The sequence below is a fragment of the Streptomyces sp. ALI-76-A genome, assembly GCF_030287445.1.
Classification (GTDB): domain Bacteria; phylum Actinomycetota; class Actinomycetes; order Streptomycetales; family Streptomycetaceae; genus Streptomyces.
The window spans coordinates 3,954,316-3,974,644 of sequence record NZ_JASVWB010000002.1 but is presented as its reverse complement, the minus strand read 5'-3'; the positions used below and the strand labels follow the sequence as shown (position 1 = coordinate 3,974,644).

Genomic DNA, 20,329 nt, shown 5'->3' with positions numbered 1-20,329 from the left:
AGAAAGAGCCGTCTGAGATCTTTCTGAGTCGACTCTGGGTCCATCACGTACCTCAGGGCGTGGCTAAAAATCAGTGATTGAACGGGGGAACGCGCTGATGACGCAGCCGCCCAACCAGCCGCCGCAGGGTGGCTTCGGAGCGCCGCAGGACCAGCCGCCACAACCACAGCAGCCGCCGCAGCAGGGTGGCTTCGGAGCGCCGCAGACGCCGCCGCCTCCGCAGGGTCCGCCGTCCGGTGCGCCACAGCCCGGTTACGGCTACCCCCAGCAGCCGCCCGCCGCCCCCCAGCCGGGGGCACCGCAGGCGGGTCCGTACGCCCAGCCGGGTCCGTACGGCCAGCCCCAGCCCGGCCCCTACGGTCAGCCGGGCCCGTACGGGCAGCCGGGGCCCTACGGCCAGCCGCCGCAGGGGTACGGCCATCCGCCGCAGCCCCATTTCCCGGGTGCGCCCGGGACCCCGCCGCCCGGCTCCGGGAACCGCTTCCGGAGCAGGACCGCGATGATCGTCGGGGCCGCCGTGGCCGCGCTGCTCGTCATCGGCGGCACCGTGTTCGCGGTCGCCGGCGGTGACGACGACGACAAGAAGCCGGTCGCCGGGAAGAGCGACGACCCCAAGCCCACCGCCTCCGACGCGCCGGTCGACCCCGGTGACGGCAGCGGCGACGGCGGCGCCGACCCGGAGGACCTCAACGAGGGCCGCCAGGCCGGTGAGGCGAAGGTGCTCTGGTACAAGGAGGCGCCCGACGCGCCGTCCGACGGCGCCGACGCCCCCGGCATGTGGATCACCGACAAGACGGCGGTGAAGGCGGCGTACAAGCAGGTCGTCGCCTACGGTGTCGGGGACGGCGAACCGGCCTGGGACCCGGTCACGCTCCCGCAGAAGATCTGCGCGGTCACCCCGCAGCGGACGTCCGACGACAAGATCGTCGTCGCGTACATGAGCGGCACCAGTGACCGCGCCGAGTGCAACCAGCTCCAGCAGATCGACCTGAACACGGGCGCGAAGGGCTGGACCGGCGAGGTCGCGGACGGCGCCCTGTTCGACAGCACGCTCCAGATCGAGCTGTCCCTCAGCGGCGACACCCTGATGGTGGGCCGTTCGCAGTCCGGCACCGCGTACGACGCACGGACCGGCAAGAAGCTGTTCGACAAGAAGAAGTACGGCGACTCCTGCTTCCCGACCGCGTTCGCGGGCGGCGCCCGGCTGATCGCCGTCGCGTCCTGCGACGCCACCGGGGCGAACGAGCACGACGAGGTGCAGGAGCTGGATCCGAGGACCGGCAAGGCCAAGTGGACCCAGAAGTTCGACAAGGGCTGGCGCGTCGCGCGGACCTACTCCGTCGACCCGCTGGTCGTCTACAGCACCAACGAGGACAAGAAGGCGTGGAACATCTCCGCGTTCACCGCCACCGGCAAGTTCCGTTCCCAGGTCGCCTTCGACGAGGAGTTCGCCCCGGACTGCGGGCTGGCCATCCTCGCGCGTGACCTCCAGGGCTGCGAGGGCGTGGCCGCCGACGCCGACACGCTGTACCTGCCGACCAAGGCGACCAGCGGGCCGAACGAGATCGTCGCGGTCGACCTCGCCACCGGCAAGGAGAAGTGGCGCGTCAAGTCGCCGACGGACGACTCGATGCTGCCCCTCAAGATCGAGGGCGGCAAGCTCATCGCGTACGTGGAGCCGTCGTACGCCGCGGGCGGCCGGATCGTGTCGATCCCCACGGGCGGCGGCAGCCACACGCCGGCCGAGCTGCTGCGGAACCCGCAGGCCACCGCGCAGATCGAGAGCGCCTTCTTCTCGAAGGACGTCGACTGGGCCGACGGGCGCTTCTACCTGTCGACCACGCGGCTGACCGGCAATGACGAATCGAAGGAGAAGTTGATGCTGGCCTACGGCAAGTGACCCTTCGCCTTCCCCTTCCGCTGTTCGTCGTCCCCGCCATCGAGGTACTCACGTCATGACCCAGCCGCCCCCTCCGCCGCCCAACCAGCCCCCGCCGCAAGGAGGCTTCGGCCCGCCGCAGGACCAGCCGCAGCAGCAACCTCCGCCGGCCCCGCAGCCAGGGCAGCCGCCGCAGGCACCGCCGGCCGCTCCGCCGGTGCCGCCCGGTGGGCAGGGACAGCCCGGGTACGGCTATCCCCAGCAGCCCCAGCAGCCCCAGCCGCCGCAGGCACCTCCCGGGTACGGCTACCCGCAGACGCCCCAGTCGCCGCAGGCAGCCCCCGGCTACGGCCAGCCCGGCCAGGCCCCGCCTCCGTACGGCCAGCAGGCGCCCTCGCCGTACGGGCAGCCGCATCCCTACGGGCAGCCGAACCCGTACGGGCAGCAGCCCGGTTACGGCTATCCGCAGACGAACATGCCGCTGCACCCGCAGCCGGGAGGCGGTGGCGGGCGGAAGGTCAACGCGCAGCTGGCCATCATCGTGGCGGCGGTCGTGGCGATCGCGCTGATCGTCGGCGGCGGTGTCTGGTACGCGTCCTCGTCCGGTGACGACAGCGGCAAGAAGGACGACACCGCCGGCAGCGGCGGCGGCACCGGCGGCGGGGACGACAAGGGCGGCACCGGCGGCACCACGGGCAAGGGCGCGGAACGGGTGCCCGCCGACCCGTCCGCCCAGGTCCTCTTCCAGGTTCCGCAGCCCGAGGTCGCCAAGGACACGACCATCTCGGTCGCCGGCTCCTGGCTCACCGACAAGGTGTACGCCAAGAGCGGCATCGCCGAGATCGTCGGCCGCGACCTCGACAAGGGCAGCGAGCTGTGGAAGATCAAGCTCCCCGGCCCGGTGTGCCAGGCCAGCCGGCACGCCACCGAGGACAACCTCACGGCCGTCGTCTACCAGCCCGCGATGCCGACGAAGGACCGCACCGCCGGTTGCAGCCAGGTCGCGGCGATCGACCTCGCCGCGGGCAAGAAGCTGTGGACGAAGACGGCCACGACCGGTGACCAGCCGATCAACTTCGACAACGTCACCGTCAGCGCGACCACCGTCGCCGCGGGCAGCACCAGCGGCGGCGCCGCCTGGGACCTGTCCTCCGGCAAGGAACTGTGGGCTCCGAAGGCGACCGACACCTGCTACGACGCGGGATACGGCGGCGGCGAGAAGCTGGTCGCCGTCCGCAAGTGCGGTCAGTACGGCCGGCGTCAGCTGCACATCCAGACCATCGACCCGAAGTCCGGCAAGGTGATCTCCGAGTACAAGATGGCCCAGGGCATCGAGTACGCCAGCGTGGTGTCCACCGAGCCGCTGCTCGTGGCCGCCGACGTCGGGGACTCCGCACAGGACGCCAGCGGCATTTCGGACTTCTTCTCCATCGACAACAAGACGGGCCAGCTGCGCACCCGTATCTCCGCGCCGGGCGACCAGTACGCCGCGGAGTGCGAGGGCATCACCGAGATCGAGGCCTGTTCGAGCCTGGCGGTCGGCAACGGCCGGCTCTACCTGCCGACCGAGGAGCACGACGGCACCGCCGAGTACAGCGACACCAACGAGATCGTCGCGCTCGACCTGGCCACCGGGAAGACGACCGGCCAGCGGGTCGACGCGGGCGACGACTACGTCTTCACCCCGCTGCGGATGGACGGCCCCAACCTGATCGCGTACAAGCGCGGGCCCTACGACAAGGGCGGTCAGGTCGTGTCCATCGACGGCGGCACCTTCAAGGAGACCAAGCTCCTGGAGAACCCCTCCTCGAAGCCGGTGCTGGACGTGGAGCGGAGCATGCTGCCCAACAACGCGGAGATCCTCTACGGGCAGGGCCGCCTGTTCATGTCGGACGTCTACGCGAGCGATCTGGGCGCCACCAGTGGCGAGGTGGAGTATCTGGTGATCGCTTTCGGCGCCAAGTGATCGTTTCTGGTGCCTGTGCCGCGGCCCCGCCCCTGTTCAGGGGCGGGGCCGCGCACTTACCGCTCATCACCCTCGAATGCGAGGAATTTCGGCGATCCGGGGCACTTCTCACCAGTAGGGGAAGCGCGACGTCGAACAAGCGTGTAGCTTCCGGGGGCATGAAGGGCGGGGGGAGCCGGGTGGGGGCTTCTGTCCGTGCGGACCAGTGGGCATCCATAGTGGGCAGCCATAGGGCGTCCATGCCGATGGAGATCCATTGGGGGGACTGGGGGTTGCTCGATGGGAGTGCGGCTCATGGTGGTCGACGACCACCGTCTGCTCGCCGAGGCCTTGGCCTCGGCGCTGAAGCTGCGGGGGCACCGGGTGCTCGCCGCGGCGGCGCCCGCCGCGGGTGCGGCGGACCTGGTGATCAGCCGGGCGCCGGAGGTGTGCCTGCTGGGGACGGCCACGCCGGCCGAGCCCGGGATGTTCGATCCGGTGGTGCGGATCAAGCGGGAACGGCCGCAGGTCGCGGTGCTGGTGCTGGGACCGGTGCCGAGTCCCCGGGGGATCGCGGCGGCGTTCGCGGCGGGGGCGTCGGGGTACGTGCGGCACGACGAGCGGATCGAGGGCGTCGAGCGGGCGATCATGAAGGCGCGGGCGGGGGAGGCGGCGGTCGCGCCGCAGCTGCTGCAAGGAGCGTTCAGTGAGCTGCTCAACCCGGTGGCCCAGCCGGACGACGAGGGTCAGCGCCTGCTCCAGATGCTCACACCGAGGGAGGTGGAGGTCCTCGTCCGGGTCGCGGAAGGCGAGGACACCCGGCTGATCGCGGCCGGGATGGGCATCGCCCCGTCCACCGCCCGCACCCACGTCCAGCGGGTCCTGATGAAGCTGGGGGTGGGGTCGCGTCTCGAGGCGGCGGCGCTGGCGGCCCGCACGGGACTGCTGGACCGTGCGGCACCCTTCGCGCGCGAACCCTGCGAACCGCGGGAACCGAACCAACCGCACCCGTCGGATCACTGACCGGCCCCACGGCGGCGCCTGACTCCCTGTTAGCTCAATCACATGATCATTTGTGGAGTGGGTGGCGTGATCCGAACCCTCTAGGATCCCCTCGGCACATCCGATCCGATTCAGGGGACACCTTCTTGAAACTCCGTCGTGGACTCACCGTGGCGGCCGCCGCCGCAGCGGCGCTCGCCTTCGCCGCGTCACCCGCGTCCGCGGGCGACGTGTACGCCCAGGCCACCGGTTCCCAGGGCACCGGCGACTTCTCCTACAACAGCAAGACCAGCGCGTGGCGCATCATCCTGGCGGTGGAGGACACCAAGTCCGACGGGCACCACGTCCGGATCCGCGCGCAGGCGATGGACCCGCTGCGCAACGTCAGCAGCTACGCGTGGCGCACCAACCACGGCGGTTACGGCACCGAGCTCAACTGGTCGACCTCGCTGACCGACTCGAGCGGCATCTGGGCGATGCGCGTCCAGGTGTGCACATACGAGGGCGACACCCCGCTCTCCTGTGACACCTCGCCGTGGGACGGCAACCCGTACTACTGATCCCGCCCGCGGGAGGGGCGCACCGCGTCCCTCCCGCCGACGTGACGGCGGCCCGGCCGTGCTCCCCGGCCGGCCGGACCGTCCCCAGAGGCCCTACGGGGCCGGGGGTTCCTCGTCCGGGGTCGGCGGCGCCACCGGGCGCAGTTTCAGCCACACCAGGAAGAACACGCCCAGGGCGAGCATCGCCAGCCCGGTCCAGAGGTTGATGTTCACGCCCTGGGCCTTGTCGATCGCGGCGTCGTCGTCCGTGAGACCGGCGATCGTCACGATGACGCCGTACACGACGAACAGGCCCCCGATGATGCGGCGGATGTCGAAGAGGCGTGCGGCGGTGGCGGACTCGCTCTGAAGAGCGGAGACCTCCCGCTGGACGTCCTTCTCGGAGTATCCGGAGTGCTCGGTCATGGTTTCTCCATCCTCCCGCGATCAGAACGAGAACGGGATGTAGCAGGCGGCCGCCAGGATCACCGCGCCCCAGCCCAGCAGGGCCGGCTTGCGGTACCAGGCGTCGTCGCCGGCGGCGGGCGGCTCGGACATGCCGGGGGACGTGGTGCCGTAGACGAGGCCCTGGAGCTCCTCGGTCGGCTTCGGTGCCGTGAAGAGGGACACGGCGATCATGACGACCGCGCCGGCCACGAACCCGGCGATCGCGGAGACGAAGTTGGCGCCCTGGTCGGAGGGGATGTCGACGATGCCCTGCTTGTAGATCCAGAAGTAGTTCACCATCGCCGCCGTGGTGCCCGCGAGCAGGCCCCAGAAACCGGACTTCATGGACGCGCGCTTCCAGAACATGCCGATGATGAAGACGACGAACATCGGGACGTTGAAGAAGGAGAACAGCGTCTGGAGGTAGCTCATGATGTTCGAGAACGACGACGCCAGGAACGCCGTGCCGATCGACGCGACGACGCCGATCGCGGTGATCAGGCGGCCGAAGCGGACGTAGTAGGTGTCCTCCCGGCCCTTGACCACGTACTTCGCCCAGATGTCGGTCGTGAACACCGTGTTGAAGGACGAGATGTTGGCCGCCATGCCCGCCATGAAGGCGGCGAGCAGACCGGTCACGGCGATGCCCAGGACGCCGTTGGGAAGCAGCGACTGCATCAGGTACGGGATCGCGTCGTTGTACTGGAGGTCCGAGTCGGGCGTACCGATCTTCGGGACCAGGACGGCGGCGACCAGGCCGGGGATCATCACCAGGAAGACGATGAAGATCTTCGGAAACGCGGCGATGAGGGGGGTGCGCTGCGCCGCCGAGAGGTTCTTCGCGGACAGGGCCCGCTGCACCTCGGCGAAGTTCGTCGTCCAGTAGCCGAAGGACAGGACGAAGCCGAGGCCCAGGACGATGGTGAGCCAGTTGGCGCCCAGGGGGTTCTCGCTGCCGATGCCGGTGCCGCCCCAGGAGGTCATGAAGTCGGCGCCGCGGGTCTCGGTCAGGGAGTCGGACAGGCCGTCCCAGCCGCCGACCGCCTTCAGGCCGAGGACGGTGATCGGGATGAGGGCCGCCAGGATCACGAAGAACTGGAGAACCTCGTTGTAGATCGCGGAGGAGAGGCCGCCCAGGGTGATGTACGCCAGGACGAAGGCGCCGGCGACCACGATCGCGACCCATTCCGGCCAGCCGAGCAGCGCCTCGACGACGATGGCGAGGGCGTACAGGTTGACGCCCGCGATCAGGATGGCGGCGAAGGCGAACAGGATCGAACTCAGCAGGTGTGCCGCCCTGTCGAAGCGCAGCAGGAGGAACTCGGGGACCGAGCGGACCTTGCTGCCGTAGTAGAAGGGCATCATCACCAGGCCGAGGAAGACCATGGCCGGGATGGCGCCGATCCAGTACCAGTGTGTGGTGTACACGCCGTACTGCGCGCTGTTGGCCGCCATGCCGAGGATCTCGGTGGCGCCCAGGTTGGCGGCGATGAACGCGAGACCGGTGACCCAGGCCGGCAGGGAGCGGCCGGAGAGGAAGAAGTCGAGGCTGGTCTTCACCGAACGGCGGGCGGCGAAGCCGATGCCGAGGACGACGACGAAGTAGATGCCGAGGATCGTGTAGTCGAGCCAGTTCGTGGGGAGCCGCAGCTCGGCTGCCAGATGTGTGGGGGTCTGCATACGTACTCGCTTCGTTGCGTGAACTGATCCGTGGCGGAACCTGTGCCTCCGCGTTCAGCGATTGAACACCTCGGCTGGGGTTTTTTGTTTGATTGTGATGTTGACGGTCGTGGTGAGTTGTGTTTCGATGTGTTCGGTTCTGTTTGATGATTGAGTGGCTCGAATAGGGAGTCCGCAGTGAAGAAGACCTCGACCCGGCTGGCGGACGGCCGCGAGCTCATCTACTACGACCTGCGGGACGACACCGTGCGGGACGCGGTCGACCGCCGCCCGCTGGAGCGGACCGTCACCACGTCCGAGATCCGGCGCGACCCCCTGCTCGGGGACTCCGTCGCCATCGCCTCGCACCGGCAGGGGCGCATCTACCACCCGCCGGCCGACGAGTGCCCCCTGTGCCCCTCCCAGGGCGAGCGGCTGAGCGAGATCCCGGACTCGTCGTACGACGTCGTGGTCTTCGAGAACCGTTTCCCCTCGCTGGCCGGGGACTCCGGCCGCTGCGAGGTCGTCTGCTTCACCTCCGACCACAACGCGTCCTTCGCCGATCTGACCGAGGAGCAGGCGCGGCTGGTCCTGGAGGCGTGGACCGACCGGACCTCGGAGCTGTCCCATCTGCCCTCCGTGGAGCAGGTGTTCTGTTTCGAGAACCGCGGTGCCGAGATCGGCGTGACGCTGGGTCACCCGCACGGGCAGATCTACGCCTACCCCTTCACCACGCCGCGCACCGCGCTGATGCTGCGCTCGGTGGCGGCGCACAAGGAGGCGACCGGCGGGGAGAACCTCTTCGACGCCGTCCTGGAGGAGGAACTCGCCGGCGAGCGGGTCGTCCTGGAGACCGAGCACTGGGTCGCCTTCGTGCCGTACTCCGCGCACTGGCCCTACGAGGTGCACCTGTACCCCAGGCGCCGGGTGCCGGACCTGCTCGGCCTGGAGGAGGGCGCGCGCACAGAGTTCCCCCAGGTCTATCTGGAACTCCTCAAGCGCTTCGACCGGATCTTCGACGGACCGGGGGGCGAGAAGGACGGGGCGGGCGAGCCCCAGACGCCGTACATCGCGGCCTGGCACCAGGCCCCGTTCGGCGCGCTGGAGGAGTTCGACGGCGTCAGCCGTGACGACTTCGCGCTGCACCTGGAGCTTTTCACCATCCGCCGTACGTCCGGCAAGCTGAAGTTCCTCGCGGGTTCCGAGTCCGGCATGAACGTGTTCATCAACGACATCCGGCCGGAGGCCGCGGCCGAGCGACTGCGAGAGGTAGCCAGTTCATGAGCGGTAAGTACCTGGTCACGGGTGGTGCGGGATACGTCGGCAGCGTGGTCGCCCAGCATCTGCTGGAGGCGGGGCACGAGGTCGTCGTCCTCGACAACCTCTCCACCGGCTTCCGCGAGGGGGTCCCGGCGGGCGCCTCCTTCGTGGAGGGCGACATCCGTGACGCCGCCAAGTGGCTGGACTCCTCCTTCGACGCCGTCCTGCACTTCGCCGCCTCCTCCCAGGTCGGCGAGTCGGTCGTGAAGCCCGAGAAGTACTGGGAGAACAACGTCGGCGGCAGCATGGCCCTGCTCGGCGCCATGCGCGAGGCGGGCGTGCGCAGGCTCGTGTTCTCCTCCACGGCCGCCACCTACGGCGAGCCCGCCGAGGTCCCGATCACCGAGTCGGCGCCGACCCGGCCCACCAACCCCTACGGCGCCACCAAGCTCGCGGTCGACCACATGATCACCAGTGAGGCGGCGGCCCACGGACTCGGTGCCGTGTCGCTGCGCTACTTCAACGTGGCGGGCGCGTACGGCGCGCACGGCGAGCGGCACGACCCCGAGTCGCACCTCATCCCGCTCGTCCTCCAGGTCGCGCAGGGCAGGCGGGACGCGATCTCGGTCTACGGCGACGACTACCCGACGCCGGACGGCACCTGCGTGCGCGACTACATCCACGTGGCGGACCTGGCCGAGGCCCACCTGCTCGCGGTGCGGGCCGCCACCTCCGGCGAGCACCTCATCTGCAACCTCGGCAACGGCAACGGGTTCTCCGTCCGCGAGGTCATCGAGACGGTCCGGCAGGTCACCGGCCACCCGATCCCCGAGGTCGTGGCCCCCCGCCGGGGCGGCGACCCGGCGGTCCTGGTGGCGTCGGCCGCCACCGCCCGCGAGAAGCTGGGCTGGAACCCGTCCCGCGCGGACCTCGCGGGGATCGTCGCGGACGCGTGGGACTTCGCGCAGCGGCGGGCCAAGTAGTACCGACGAGCACGTAGGAAAGGTCAGGGGTCAGGGCATGAGCGAGGCTGTCGCAGGGGCTGTCGCCGAGCGGTTCGAGGAGCTGTACGGGGCCGGTCCGCAGGGGGTGTGGGCGGCGCCGGGCCGGGTCAACCTCATCGGCGAGCACACCGACTACAACGACGGCTTCGTGATGCCGTTCGCCCTGCCGCACATCGCCGTCGCGGCGGTGTCCCGGCGGGACGACGGCGTGCTGCGGCTGCACTCGGCGGACATCGAGGCCGGCGTCGCCGAGCTGCGGCTGGACGACCTGGTCCCGGGGGCGGACCGAGACTGGACGGCGTACCCGGCCGGTGTGGTCTGGGCGCTGCGCGAGGCGGGCCACCCGGTCACCGGCGCCGACGTCCACCTGACCTCGACCGTGCCGTCCGGCGCGGGCCTGTCCTCGTCGGCGGCGCTGGAGGTCGTGGTCGCCCTCGCCCTCAACGACCTGTACGAACTCGGCCTCAAGCGCTGGCAGTTGGCCCGCCTGTGCCAGCGCGCGGAGAACGTGTACGTCGGCGCCCCGACCGGCATCATGGACCAGACCGCGTCGGCGTGCTGCGAGACGGGCCACGCCCTGTTCCTCGACACCCGCGACCTGTCCCAGAAGCAGATCCCCTTCGACCTGGCCACCGAGGGCATGCGCCTGCTGGTCGTCGACACCCAGGTCAAGCACGCCCACAGCGACGGCGAGTACGGCAAGCGCCGGGCCGGCTGCGAGCAGGGCGCGGCCCTGCTGGGCGTGGACGCCCTGCGGGACATCCCCTACGGCGAGCTGGACGCGGCGCTGGCCCGGCTCGGGGACGAGGAGGAGGTGCGCCGCCTGGTGCGCCACGTCGTCACGGAGGACGAGCGGGTCGAGCGGGTCGTGTCCCTGCTGGAGTCCGGCGACACGCGGGCCATCGGCCCGGTGCTGGTCGCGGGGCACGCCTCCCTGCGCGACGACTTCCGCATCTCCTGCCCGGAGCTGGACCTGGTCGTCGACACCGCCCTCGCCGCCGGCGCCCTCGGCGCGCGGATGACCGGCGGCGGCTTCGGCGGCTCGGCGATCGTCCTCGCGGAGGCCGCCGACGTCGACACGATCACCAAGGCGGTCCAGGAGGCCTTCGCCGCCGCGGACTTCACCGCGCCGCGGGTGTTCGAGGCGGTGCCCTCGGCGGGAGCGCGCCGGCTGAGCTGACCCGCGTACCGGCCCCGTCGGCCCCGTGCTCCCACCGAGCGCGGGGCCGACGTCTTTACGGGCCCTTTGCCGAACGGGGCCGTCCGGGGATCAACGTGACCGGGTGGTGTTTGTGAAAGTCACCAAATGGACGCTCTGGTACGCCTGTTGACAGTGTTTCTACTGATACGATCATCGCACTTTTCAGTAGGCTGACGGCGCGTCATGAACGCGTACGGGGGACAGTCTCTAGGGCCCCATCGCGAAGGAGTGGCTGTTGCTCTGGCCGCCGACGCGAGGCGACTTGAAGAGAGTCTCATGACGTCATTCATCCAGGATCCACTGCTGTGGACCCTGATCACCGTGATCGTCGCTGCGACCTTCGCAGTGATGCGCGCCCGGAGAACCAACATGGCTCTCCGCCGCAACAACGACAACCTTCAGAGCAACCTGGTGGCCGTACAGGGCCAGCTCCGCCAGGTGCAGACGGGCTACGAAACCCTCACCCACCGGCATGTGGAGGACCTCGCCGAGGTCCGGGCGGACGCGGAGTCGGCCACCAAGTCCGTCCTCAAGTCGGCGATGGGCACCCTGCAGTCCCTCGCCGAGGAGCAGCAGGTGCTCCTGGACAACCTGCAGAAGGAGTACGGCGACGACTCCGGCGTGCTGGCCGACCTGATGCTGGTCGACCACACCAGCAGCCAGTTCAGCCGCCGCACCAAGGGCATCTCGGTGCTCTGCGGCGGATGGCTCGGGCGGCGCGAGGAGAGCGCCTCCGTGTACGACGTCGCCCGCAGCGCCCAGGGCCGGATCAAGGACTTCAACCGGGTCCGGGTCAACGCCCAGGTGAACATCTCCATCACCGGCAAGGCCGTCGAGCCGGTCGCCGTCGTCCTCGCCGAGCTGCTGGACAACGCGACCAAGTACAGCGCGCCCCAGTCTCCGGTGGAGATCAACATCCAGGCCGTGCCGACCGGCGTGTGCCTGGTGGTCGACGACGCCGGTGTCGGCATGAGCCAGGAGACCAAGGCCCGGGCCGCGGTCCTGCTCTCGCCCGAGGGCGCCGTCGACATCACCGGGCTCGGCGACCCGCCCAAGTTCGGCTTCGCCGTCTGCGGGATGCTCGCCGCCCGCTACGGATTCTCGGTGTCCGTCGACTCGGTCTCCCCCTACGGCGGAGTCCGCGCCGTGATCCGTGTGCCGGAGGGCCTCTTGACCACTGACGCCCCTCAGCCCGCCGCCCACCACGACGACCGTGAGACCGAGGACGAGCAGCCCGTACGGCGCCGGGCCGCGGTGCCCGCCACCGGCCCGACGCTCGTCGTCGGCACGACGCCCGGTGGCCTGCCCCGCCGCCGGCGCCGCAACCGGGCCGTCTCGGTGGTTCCCCAGCCCGACCAGGCGGCACCCGCCCCGGTGCCCGCCGACCGGGAGAACACCAGCGAAGTGACGGCGTCGCGAATCGGCGCGTTCGCCCGCGGAACGCACCTCGGCCGCGTCTCGAACAACACGGAAGGAACCCAGAACCAGTGAATGCCGACCTGTCGTGGGTGCTGAACGGCGTGCTCGAGGTGCGCGGGGCCCGTCATGCGATCCTCGTCTCCGCGGACGGCCTGCTGATGCAGCGCTCCGACGACATCAGCCGTGACGAGGCGGAGAAGAACGCCGCCGCGATGAGCTCCATCCAGTCGCTGTGCCGGGCCGTGGCCGGCTTCGTGGACGGCGGACACGGCACCTGGAAGCAGACGCTGGTCGAGTACGACGGCGGCTGGATCTTCCTGGTCGCCGCGGGCAGCGGGGCCTATCTGGCCGTGTCGGCGGCTCTGGACGTCGACATGGAGGCCGTGTCCTTCCGGATGCAGAAGACCGTGAGCGCGCTGCGCGAGGCGATGAGCGCGGCGCCCCGCCTGAACGCCGGTGCCGACGCATGACCAGCCCCGGCGAGGAAGCGCCGGTCACCAGCGACTTCGTCCGGTCCTACGTCATCACCGGCGGCCGGCGGCTGCCGTCGGCGGACGACCTGGCACTGCACACCCTGGTCACCCTGGCTCCCGACCGCGAGCTGCCGCTCGGGGCGGGCCCCGAGGTACGGGCCATCTGGGAACTGTGCGGGGGCGGCTACCTGTCCGTGGCGGAGGTGGCCGGCCATCTGGGACTGCCGGTGGGCGTGGCCCGGCTGCTGCTGACCGATCTGGCCGAACAGGGACACCTGCTGCGCCGCTCCGAACCCGCCCGCGCCCAGCTCGCTGACCGAGAGACCCTCGAGAAGGTTCTGCATGGACTCGAAACCCTCATCGTCTGAGACGACCGCGAACGGCACGATCTACCTCTCCGACGCGGTGACCACCGCCGCCAAGATCCTGGTCGTGGGTCATTTCGCGGTGGGCAAGACCACCTTCATCGGCTCGCTGTCGGAGATCACGCCGCTGCGGACGGAGGAGAAGATGACGCAGGCGTCCGTGCACGTGGACGACCTGCGGGGCGTACCGGACAAGGTCACCACCACGGTGGCCCTGGACTTCGGCCGGCTGACGCTGACCGAGGAACTCGTGCTCTACCTGTTCGGCACGCCCGGACAGCAGCGCTTCATGCAGCTGTGGGAGGACATGGCCCGCGGCGCGCTCGGCGCGCTGCTGCTGGTCGACCCCGCCCGGCTGGAGGAGACGTTCCCGGTCATCGACCTGATCGACGAGTACGGGCTCGAGTACGCCATCGCCGTCAACACCTTCAACGCGCAGCAGCACTTCGACGAGGCGGAGATCCGCGAGGCCCTCGACCTGCTGCCCGACACCCCCGTCGTCTACTGCGACGCCCGCGACCAGCGGTCGTCCGCGAACGCGCTGATCGCACTGGTCCGCCACCTGCTCGATCGCGCGGCCTGATCCACTCCCTCCCCGGCCGGGCCGCCAGGCCCCGGCCCGCAAAGGACTCCCCCGTGGACACTCACCACTCGCCGGCCGCCACCACCGGCGCCAGATGCCCCATGTTCGACGGCACCTTCACCGCCGACCCGCAGCAGATCTACGAGTACGTGCGGGCCCACGGTCCCGCCGGACCCGTGGAGCTCGCGCCCGGCGTGGACGCCACCCTGGTCGTCGAACACGAGACGGCCCTGAGGGTGCTGCAGAACCCCACCCTGTTCCCGCGTGACGCCCGCCGCTGGAAGGCGCTGAACGAGGGCCGCGTGCCCCTGGACAGCCCGATCCTGCCGATGATGGCCTACCGGCCCAACTGCCTGTTCACCGACGGTGCCGTGCACCTGAGGCTGCGCCAGGCCATCACCGCGAGCTTCGACCGGCTCAACACCACCCGGCTGCGCCGGGACGTCGAGCCGATCGCCGACTTCCTCATCGACCAGTTCAGCGAGCGCGGCCGCGCCGACCTGATCAACGACTACGCCAAGATGCTGCCGCTGCTGCTGTTCAACAAGCTCTTCGGCTGCCCGGCCGACATCGGCGACACCCTGACGCTCTCCCTGTCGGCCCTCTTCGACGGCATCGACGTGCAGCGTGCCAACGAGGAGCTGACCGCGGGCCTGATGGAGCTGATCTCCGTCAAGCGCCGCCGCCCCGGCGACGACATGACCTCCTGGCTGATCCAGCACTCCGCGGGCCTCACCGACGAGGAGCTGAAGGACGAGCTCGTCGTGCTGATGGGCGCCGGCTTCGAACCCCAGCGCAACCTCATCGGGCACGCCCTGCACCTGCTGCTGAAGGAGGAGGGCTCGGGCGGCTCCGGCATGCTGGTCGAGGAGGCCATCGACCACATCCTGTGGAACAACCCGCCCCTGGCCAACTACGCCACGCACTACCCGGTGCAGGACGTCGACCTCGGCGGGGTGATCGTCGAGGCGAACTCGCCGGTCGTCATCAGCTTCGCCGGCGCCAACAGCGACCCCGCCCTCAAGGAGGCCCGCGAGAACCGCAACAAGGGCGCGCACCTGGCATGGGGAGCGGGCCCGCACGCCTGTCCCGCCAAGGACCCGGCGCTGATCATCACGATCACCGCCATCGAGCGGATCCTCAACGCGCTGCCCGACCTCACCCTGGCGGTGGCGGACGAGGACCTGCGGTGGCGTCCGGGGCCGTTCCAGCACGCGCTGGCCGCGCTGCCCGTGCGGTTCAGCCCGACCCCGGCCACCCGCATGGTCTCGGCCCTGCAGAGCGCCGCCCCCCGGCAGCAGCCCGAGCAGCCCGAGCAGCCGGGCGCGATGCCCGCCCCCGAGCCCGTACGGCAGGAGCAGCCGGCGCCCAAGCGGGGCTTCTGGAGCACCCTGGTCGACCTCTTCCGCGTCTGACGGAACAACAACTACCGTGCGTAAACCGGGAATCGGCCACACGGCATGTGACGGGAGCAACACGTAGCGGCGCATGGCGCCGGAGAGGGGAAGGGTAGATTCCGCCAGTAACGGTAACGCCCGGCCACAAAGGAGCTCCGCGTGACCGCAGTTGGCGACATAAGCGGCACCACCACAGACCGTCGAGCCGTCATCTCCCTTCTCCGACGCCTGCGTTCACCCGAGGGCCAGAGCAACCCCTGGCCCGTGTGGGAGCAGATGCGTTCCCTGGGCGACGTCCTGCCCGCTCCGTGGGGCGGCTACCTGGTCACCGGCTACGACGCCTGTGACCAGGTCCTGCGCGGCAGGAACTGGCTCGTACCGGACCTCGCCTGGCAGGCCAGACAGCCCCCGTCCGAGCGCTGGCAGGCGCCCGCCGCCCAGGCGATGAGCCGGACCCTGTTCCGGCTCAACGCGCCGGACCACACGTGTCAACGCCGGGGCCTGGGCAACCTGTTCGACCGGAACACCCTCGCGTCGCTGGCGCCCCGGGTCGCGGTCCACGCCCGGCGGATCGTGGACGAGCTGGCCGACCGAATACGCGACGACGGGGAGGCCGACTTCGTCACCGTCGTCGGTGACCAGCTCCCCGTCCTCGCCACCGGCGAGTGGCTCGACATCCCCGCCCGGCACCACGCGCACATGCTGGACTTCACTCACCGGCAGGTCCATTCGCAGGAACTCCTGCCCACGAAGACCGAACTGGCCGTCTCCGCCCAGGCGACCGAGGAGATGCGGGTGTTCTTCACCGGTCTCATCCGGGAACGCCGGGAAGCCCCGGGCGACGACCCGATCTCCCACTGGATCCGGTACTGGGACGAGCAGTTCCCGGGCGACCCGGCAGCCGCCGACCAGACCGTCTTCGACCTGGTCATGTTCATCGCGGTCGCGTCCCTGGAGACCTCGGCGACCCTGATGACCAACGCGGTCTGGCTGCTGACCCGGGACGGCGGCGCCGCGTGGAACTGGCTGCGCGAGCACCCCGAGCACGTCGAGGACGCGGTCGAGGAGACGCTGCGCTACGACCCTCCCGTCCACGTCAACAGCCGGATCGCCGCCGCCGACACCGTCCTGGCCGGCACCCCGATCGCCAAGGACCAGATGGTCCACGTGATGTACGGGGCGGCCGCCCACGACCCGCGGCGCCACGAGGACCCGTACCGCTTCGACATCCTGCGCGACAGCAGTCACATGGCCTTCGGCGGGGGCATCCACTACTGCCTCGGAGCGGGCCTCGCCCGGCTCGAGGGCCGTTCGCTGCTGACCGCCCTGCTGAATCGTTTCCAGACGCTGCGCCCGGTGTCCGTCCCCACCTACGCGCCTCGTATGGTGTTCCGCCGCGTGACCTCGTTGAAAGTGACCACGGATGACGACCCTGCCGCCCCCCGCGCGCCCAGACCTCTCGCTGAAGACCCTGCGGGTCCACCAGCGGGGGGCTGTCCTGTCCATCGAACTCAGCGGCCCTGAACCGGGCAACGTCGTCACCGACGCGATGCTGGACGACCTGCGGGCCGTCCTGGACCACCAGGGCCCCGACGTGCGCGTGGTCGTGCTGTCCGGTGCCGGGGACGACTTCTGTCTCGGCGGTGACCGCGCCGAGTTCGTGCTGACGGATCCGGCGGCCCAGCGCCAGCGCGTCTCCGGGATCAAGGCCCGGCGCGTCTACGAAGCCCTCACCGGCAATCCGGCGGTGACCATCGCCCAGGTCCACGGCCGGGCGGTGGGCGCCGGGCTCGGCCTGGCGATCGCCTGCGACCTGCGCGTCGGCAGTCAGGACGCGAGCTTCCGGCTGCCCGAACTCGCGCTCGGACTGCCGACGGCCTGGGCCGGGATCCTGCCCCGGCTGATCAACGAGGTCGGCACCGCGCGCGCCCGGGAACTCGTCCTCACGGGCCGTGCCGTCGACGCTCAGGAAGCCCTGTCCCTCTCGCTGCTGCACAAGGTCGTGCCCGCCGAGAAGATCGACGCGGCGACGACAGCCTGGGCCAACCCCATCGTCCGACGGCCGCTCGCCGCCCTGCGGGTCACCAAGACCCTGCTGAACTCCTACAGCGCCGCCACGATGCTGGCCGACGCCTCGGTCCTCGAAGCCGAACTGATGGCGGCGGTCGTGGCCGAGACCCACCGAGGGGGCACCCGGCCCTGACTCACCGCCACCGCTTGACGAGCGTGTATTCCGTGATTCCCGGCGGATAGCCGGGGATCACGCACACCACCTCGTAGCCCCGCCTCTGGTAGAACCGCGGCGCCTGGAAGTCCCAGGTCTCCAGGCGTACGGCCGAACAGTCCCGCTGGTCGCGGGCCACCCGTTCGGCCCGGGCCAGCAGCCGGGAGCCGAGCCCCGAGCCGCGGTGCCGCTCGTCGACCCACAGGTGAGCCACGTGCAGCCAGGTCGCCCAGGTGTGGCCGACCAGCCCGCCGGCCAGGGCGCCCGTCCCGTCCAGCGCCCACACGTGCAGGGGGACCTCACGCGCGGCGGGGGTGCCGCGCAGGGCGCGCAGGACGGGGGAGGCGGCCGTGTTCGTCTCCCGCAGCCGAGTCCGGAGCAGATCACGCCGCTCCTTGTCGACTTCTGTCTCGATACGAAACATGCGGCTCACCATAAACGCGTCGGACAGCCAGTTCTGCAAATTGCCTTCCGCTCCCGCCCCCCGCCCGTACTCTGATGAACAGCACCGGTGGGGGCCGGTGCTGTTCAGGGGGCGAGACAGTCGGGTACGACGCCCGATGTGGGGGTAACGGTCTCTGCACGGCGGCGGCCGTGCGGTTCCGGCATCCCCAGGCGTCGTGCCCGCTCCGTCGTCGTTCTCCGGCGTATCCCCTGCTCTTCAGGAGCCTGGGGAAGGGGGTTTCGTGGTTCGCATCCGAGTGCTGGTCGTCGACGACCATCGCATCTTCGCCGAGTCGCTCGCCGCCGCCCTGGCCGCCGAGCCCGACGTGGACGTCTCCGCGGCGGGCAGCGGTCCGGCCGCGCTGCGCAGTCTGGAACGCGCGGCGGCTGAGGGGCGTCGCTTCGACGTCCTGCTCGTCGACGCCGACCTGGGCGGCAACGTGCCCGGGGTACGGCCCGCCGTACCCGTCCAGGCGGGCAACGAGGACGGTCTCGTCGACGGCATCTCACTGGTGGTCGGGGTGCGTTCCGCGCAGCCCGGCGTACGGATCGTGGTGCTCGCCGAGAAGGACGATCCGCGGCGGGCCGCGCTCGCCCTGCAGGCCGGTGCCTGCGGGTGGGTCGCCAAGGACTGCTCGCTGTCCCGGCTGCTCACCGTCATCCGGGGAGTCCTGCGCGACGAGACCCATCTGCCGCCCGCGCTGCTCACCGGCGTCCTGCGCGAGCTGACGGCGGCCCGCAAGCACCGCACCGAGAGCGAGCGGCTCGTGGAGTCCCTCACGCCCAGGGAGCGGGAGGTGCTGCGGTGCATGGTCGCCGGGCTGGGCCGCAAGGCCGTCGCCGAGCGGCTGTTCCTGTCGCCGCACACCGTGCGGACGCACATGCAGAACGTCCTGGGCAAGCTCGGGGTGCACTCCACCCTGGCCGCCGTCGCGCTGGCGCGGCGAGCGGGCGTGGGCCCGGTCGACCTGGGTCCCGTCGGCCGGATCGGGGTGGAGGAGAGCAGCAGCGCCTGAGCGGCGGGCGCCTCAGCCGGGAATGTTGTCGAACGGCGCGGTCAACTGGCGCAGCAGTCCCGCCAGTTCACCGCGCTGGGCGCGGGACAGCTCCGCGAGGATCGCGCGCTCCTGGTCCAGCAGTCCGGCCAGGGCCTGGTCCGCGCGGTCCTGGCCCTCCGGAGTGAGACGGACCAGCACCCCCCGCCGGTCGCTCGGGTCGGGCAGCCGCTCCACCAGGCCCTTCTTCGCCAGCCGGTCGATGCGGTTGGTCATGGTGCCCGAGGTGACCAGGGTCTGCGTCAGCAACTGCCCCGGCGAGAGCTGATACGGGGTCCCCGCCCGCCGGAGCGCGGTCAGCACGTCGAACTCCCAGGGCTCCAGCCCGTGCTCGGCGAAGGCCAGCCGGCGCGCCCGGTCCAGGTGCCGGGCCAGTCTGCTCACCCGGCTGAGCACCTCCAGCGGCTCCACGTCGAGGTCCGGGCGCTCCCGGCGCCATGCTGCGACCAGCCGATCGACCTCGTCCTCCATGTCGATCAGTGTAGTGGTTGTGTCGACGTGAAGTCTCTTGAGGTGAAGACTCTTGACGTCGAGCTATATGTCGGGGAAGGCTGAGCAACCGTTCGCGCACGGCTCTCACTCCAGGAGGCTTCATGCCCGCCCCCACCTGGGACCCCGCCCAGTACCTGCGGCACGCCGGCCACCGCGCCCGCCCCTTCACCGACCTGCTCGCCCGCGTCCCCGACCTGCCGGCCGACCCACCCCGCATCGCCGACCTCGGCTGCGGCCCCGGCAACGTGACCGCCCTGCTCGCCGCCCGCTGGCCCGCGGCCCACGTCACCGGGTACGACAACTCGCCCGAGATGCTCGACCGGGCCCACGTCGAGCACGAGGGGCCCACCCCGGGCGGCGGCCGGCTCGACTTCGCCCACGCCGACGTACGGACCTGGACGCCCGCGCGGCCGTACGACCTGATCGTCAGCAACGCCACGCTCCAGTGGGTCCCCGGGCACGCGGAGCGGTTCGCGGACTGGGTGGCGGGCCTGACCGCGGGCGGCACCCTCGCCTTCCAGGTGCCGGGGAACTTCGGCTCCCCGAGCCAGGTGCTGCTGCGCGAACTCGCCCGCTCCGCCCGCTGGAAGGACCGCCTCGACGGCACCCTCCGGCACACCGACGCCGTGCTCGCCCCCGAGGACTACCTGGAGCGGCTGGCCGGCCTCGGCTGCGCCGCCGACGTGTGGGAGACGACGTACATCCATCCGCTCACCGGTGAGGACCCGGTGCTGGACTGGGTGAAGGGCACCGCACTGCGCCCGGTCCTCACCGCGCTCGCCGACGACCCGCCGGCCCGCGAGGAGTTCCTGGCCGCCTACCGGACCGCCCTGCGCGAGGCGTATCCGGCCGGTGCGCACGGCACGCCCTTCCCCTTCCGCCGGATCTTCGCGGTCGCCCGCAAGGAGGGATGACGGTGCCCGCCGCCACCGGCCCGCGCG

20 protein-coding genes are annotated in these 20,329 nt (G+C 70.7%); 16 read left to right on the top strand and 4 right to left on the bottom strand.

Annotated elements, in window-relative coordinates; translation table 11 throughout:
• The first annotated feature begins 97 nt into the window (after positions 1 to 97).
• The 4 genes from QQS16_RS18565 (at position 98) to QQS16_RS18550 (ending at position 5,386) form a co-directional block, all read left to right on the top strand.
• Positions 98 to 1,900 carry an outer membrane protein assembly factor BamB family protein gene (locus tag QQS16_RS18565; protein ID WP_286062951.1) on the top strand — a complete coding sequence of 601 codons (1,803 nt, stop codon included), beginning with the start codon at positions 98 to 100 and terminating at the stop codon, positions 1,898 to 1,900.
• Between the two features lie 55 nt (positions 1,901 to 1,955).
• Complete coding sequence (locus QQS16_RS18560) at positions 1,956 to 3,845, top strand: outer membrane protein assembly factor BamB family protein (protein WP_286062950.1); 1,890 nt, start codon at positions 1,956 to 1,958, stop codon at positions 3,843 to 3,845.
• A gap of 279 nt (positions 3,846 to 4,124) precedes the next feature.
• Positions 4,125 to 4,847, top strand: coding sequence for a helix-turn-helix transcriptional regulator (locus QQS16_RS18555; RefSeq protein ID WP_286062949.1), 723 nt, complete (start codon positions 4,125 to 4,127; stop codon positions 4,845 to 4,847).
• 125 nt (positions 4,848 to 4,972) lie between these two features.
• Positions 4,973 to 5,386 carry a hypothetical protein gene (locus tag QQS16_RS18550; protein ID WP_286062948.1) on the top strand — a complete coding sequence of 138 codons (414 nt, stop codon included), beginning with the start codon at positions 4,973 to 4,975 and terminating at the stop codon, positions 5,384 to 5,386.
• Between the two features lie 93 nt (positions 5,387 to 5,479).
• On the opposite strand, the gene QQS16_RS18545 is transcribed toward QQS16_RS18550, so the two are convergent.
• Together QQS16_RS18545 and QQS16_RS18540 are read right to left on the bottom strand one after the other, a co-directional pair.
• The gene (locus QQS16_RS18545; RefSeq protein ID WP_286062947.1) at positions 5,480 to 5,791 is read right to left on the bottom strand and encodes a hypothetical protein; all 312 of its coding nucleotides are present in this window, start codon (positions 5,789 to 5,791) and stop codon (positions 5,480 to 5,482) included.
• Between the two features lie 21 nt (positions 5,792 to 5,812).
• Entirely contained in the window at positions 5,813 to 7,492 is a 1,680-nt protein-coding gene (locus QQS16_RS18540; protein WP_286062946.1) for a sodium:solute symporter family protein, read from the bottom strand.
• 177 nt (positions 7,493 to 7,669) lie between these two features.
• Here QQS16_RS18540 and galT point away from each other — a divergent pair, with 177 nt between their 5' ends.
• The 10 genes from galT to QQS16_RS18490 all read left to right on the top strand — a co-directional run bounded on the left by galT (position 7,670) and on the right by QQS16_RS18490 (position 17,376).
• Entirely contained in the window at positions 7,670 to 8,755 is a 1,086-nt protein-coding gene (gene galT, locus QQS16_RS18535) for a galactose-1-phosphate uridylyltransferase (RefSeq protein WP_286062945.1), read from the top strand.
• Positions 8,752 to 9,714 (top strand): UDP-glucose 4-epimerase GalE, encoded by a 963-nt coding sequence (gene galE / locus QQS16_RS18530; RefSeq protein WP_286062944.1) that lies wholly within the window; start codon positions 8,752 to 8,754, stop codon positions 9,712 to 9,714. The genes galT and galE overlap by 4 nt, the downstream gene beginning before the upstream one ends.
• A 37-nt stretch (positions 9,715 to 9,751) precedes the next feature.
• Positions 9,752 to 10,915, top strand: a complete 1,164-nt coding sequence (gene galK, locus QQS16_RS18525) for a galactokinase (protein WP_286062943.1) — start codon at positions 9,752 to 9,754, stop codon at positions 10,913 to 10,915.
• 297 nt (positions 10,916 to 11,212) lie between these two features.
• The gene (locus QQS16_RS18520; RefSeq protein WP_286062942.1) at positions 11,213 to 12,427 is read left to right on the top strand and encodes an ATP-binding protein; all 1,215 of its coding nucleotides are present in this window, start codon (positions 11,213 to 11,215) and stop codon (positions 12,425 to 12,427) included.
• Positions 12,424 to 12,825: a roadblock/LC7 domain-containing protein gene (locus QQS16_RS18515; RefSeq protein WP_286062941.1), complete on the top strand. Its 402-nt coding sequence runs from the start codon at positions 12,424 to 12,426 to the stop codon at positions 12,823 to 12,825. Before QQS16_RS18520 ends, QQS16_RS18515 begins: the two co-directional genes overlap by 4 nt.
• Positions 12,822 to 13,196, top strand: a complete 375-nt coding sequence (locus QQS16_RS18510; protein ID WP_286062940.1) for a DUF742 domain-containing protein — start codon at positions 12,822 to 12,824, stop codon at positions 13,194 to 13,196. Before QQS16_RS18515 ends, QQS16_RS18510 begins: the two co-directional genes overlap by 4 nt.
• Positions 13,171 to 13,776 carry a GTP-binding protein gene (locus tag QQS16_RS18505; protein WP_286062939.1) on the top strand — a complete coding sequence of 202 codons (606 nt, stop codon included), beginning with the start codon at positions 13,171 to 13,173 and terminating at the stop codon, positions 13,774 to 13,776. The genes QQS16_RS18510 and QQS16_RS18505 overlap by 26 nt, the downstream gene beginning before the upstream one ends.
• Before the next feature lie 101 nt (positions 13,777 to 13,877).
• On the top strand, positions 13,878 to 15,191 hold the full coding sequence (locus QQS16_RS18500) for a cytochrome P450 family protein (protein WP_286066373.1): 1,314 nt from the start codon (positions 13,878 to 13,880) through the stop codon (positions 15,189 to 15,191).
• A 141-nt stretch (positions 15,192 to 15,332) separates the two neighbouring features.
• Complete coding sequence (locus QQS16_RS18495) at positions 15,333 to 16,697, top strand: cytochrome P450 (protein ID WP_286062938.1); 1,365 nt, start codon at positions 15,333 to 15,335, stop codon at positions 16,695 to 16,697.
• The gene (locus QQS16_RS18490; RefSeq protein WP_286062937.1) at positions 16,597 to 17,376 is read left to right on the top strand and encodes an enoyl-CoA hydratase/isomerase family protein; all 780 of its coding nucleotides are present in this window, start codon (positions 16,597 to 16,599) and stop codon (positions 17,374 to 17,376) included. Before QQS16_RS18495 ends, QQS16_RS18490 begins: the two co-directional genes overlap by 101 nt.
• 1 nt (position 17,377) lies before the next feature.
• Here the strand turns inward: QQS16_RS18490 and QQS16_RS18485 are convergent, their stop codons facing one another.
• Positions 17,378 to 17,833 carry a GNAT family N-acetyltransferase gene (locus QQS16_RS18485; protein WP_286062936.1) on the bottom strand — a complete coding sequence of 152 codons (456 nt, stop codon included), beginning with the start codon at positions 17,831 to 17,833 and terminating at the stop codon, positions 17,378 to 17,380.
• Positions 17,834 to 18,083: 250 nt separating this feature from the next.
• Between QQS16_RS18485 and QQS16_RS18480 the strand changes: the two genes are divergently transcribed.
• Complete coding sequence (locus tag QQS16_RS18480) at positions 18,084 to 18,857, top strand: LuxR C-terminal-related transcriptional regulator (RefSeq protein ID WP_286062935.1); 774 nt, start codon at positions 18,084 to 18,086, stop codon at positions 18,855 to 18,857.
• Between the two features lie 12 nt (positions 18,858 to 18,869).
• Here the strand turns inward: QQS16_RS18480 and tamR are convergent, their stop codons facing one another.
• Positions 18,870 to 19,367, bottom strand: coding sequence for a MarR family transcriptional regulator TamR (tamR, locus tag QQS16_RS18475; protein ID WP_286062934.1), 498 nt, complete (start codon positions 19,365 to 19,367; stop codon positions 18,870 to 18,872).
• A 122-nt stretch (positions 19,368 to 19,489) separates the two neighbouring features.
• Between tamR and QQS16_RS18470 the strand changes: the two genes are divergently transcribed.
• Positions 19,490 to 20,302, top strand: coding sequence for a trans-aconitate 2-methyltransferase (locus QQS16_RS18470; RefSeq protein ID WP_286062933.1), 813 nt, complete (start codon positions 19,490 to 19,492; stop codon positions 20,300 to 20,302).
• Positions 20,303 to 20,329 lie beyond the last annotated feature (27 nt).

Coding starts and splice junctions, on each gene's coding strand:
- QQS16_RS18470 (WP_286062933.1), top strand. CDS start 19,490: ATGCCCGCCCCCACCTGGGACCCCGCCCAGTACCTGCGGCACGCCGGC.
- QQS16_RS18545 (WP_286062947.1), bottom strand. CDS start 5,791: ATGACCGAGCACTCCGGATACTCCGAGAAGGACGTCCAGCGGGAGGTC.
- QQS16_RS18555 (WP_286062949.1), top strand. CDS start 4,125: ATGGGAGTGCGGCTCATGGTGGTCGACGACCACCGTCTGCTCGCCGAG.
- QQS16_RS18520 (WP_286062942.1), top strand. CDS start 11,213: ATGACGTCATTCATCCAGGATCCACTGCTGTGGACCCTGATCACCGTG.
- QQS16_RS18510 (WP_286062940.1), top strand. CDS start 12,822: ATGACCAGCCCCGGCGAGGAAGCGCCGGTCACCAGCGACTTCGTCCGG.
- QQS16_RS18500 (WP_286066373.1), top strand. CDS start 13,878: ATGTTCGACGGCACCTTCACCGCCGACCCGCAGCAGATCTACGAGTAC.
- QQS16_RS18490 (WP_286062937.1), top strand. CDS start 16,597: ATGACGACCCTGCCGCCCCCCGCGCGCCCAGACCTCTCGCTGAAGACC.
- galE (WP_286062944.1), top strand. CDS start 8,752: ATGAGCGGTAAGTACCTGGTCACGGGTGGTGCGGGATACGTCGGCAGC.
- galK (WP_286062943.1), top strand. CDS start 9,752: ATGAGCGAGGCTGTCGCAGGGGCTGTCGCCGAGCGGTTCGAGGAGCTG.
- tamR (WP_286062934.1), bottom strand. CDS start 19,367: ATGGAGGACGAGGTCGATCGGCTGGTCGCAGCATGGCGCCGGGAGCGC.
- QQS16_RS18540 (WP_286062946.1), bottom strand. CDS start 7,492: ATGCAGACCCCCACACATCTGGCAGCCGAGCTGCGGCTCCCCACGAAC.
- QQS16_RS18560 (WP_286062950.1), top strand. CDS start 1,956: ATGACCCAGCCGCCCCCTCCGCCGCCCAACCAGCCCCCGCCGCAAGGA.
- QQS16_RS18485 (WP_286062936.1), bottom strand. CDS start 17,833: ATGGTGAGCCGCATGTTTCGTATCGAGACAGAAGTCGACAAGGAGCGG.
- QQS16_RS18505 (WP_286062939.1), top strand. CDS start 13,171: ATGGACTCGAAACCCTCATCGTCTGAGACGACCGCGAACGGCACGATC.
- QQS16_RS18565 (WP_286062951.1), top strand. CDS start 98: ATGACGCAGCCGCCCAACCAGCCGCCGCAGGGTGGCTTCGGAGCGCCG.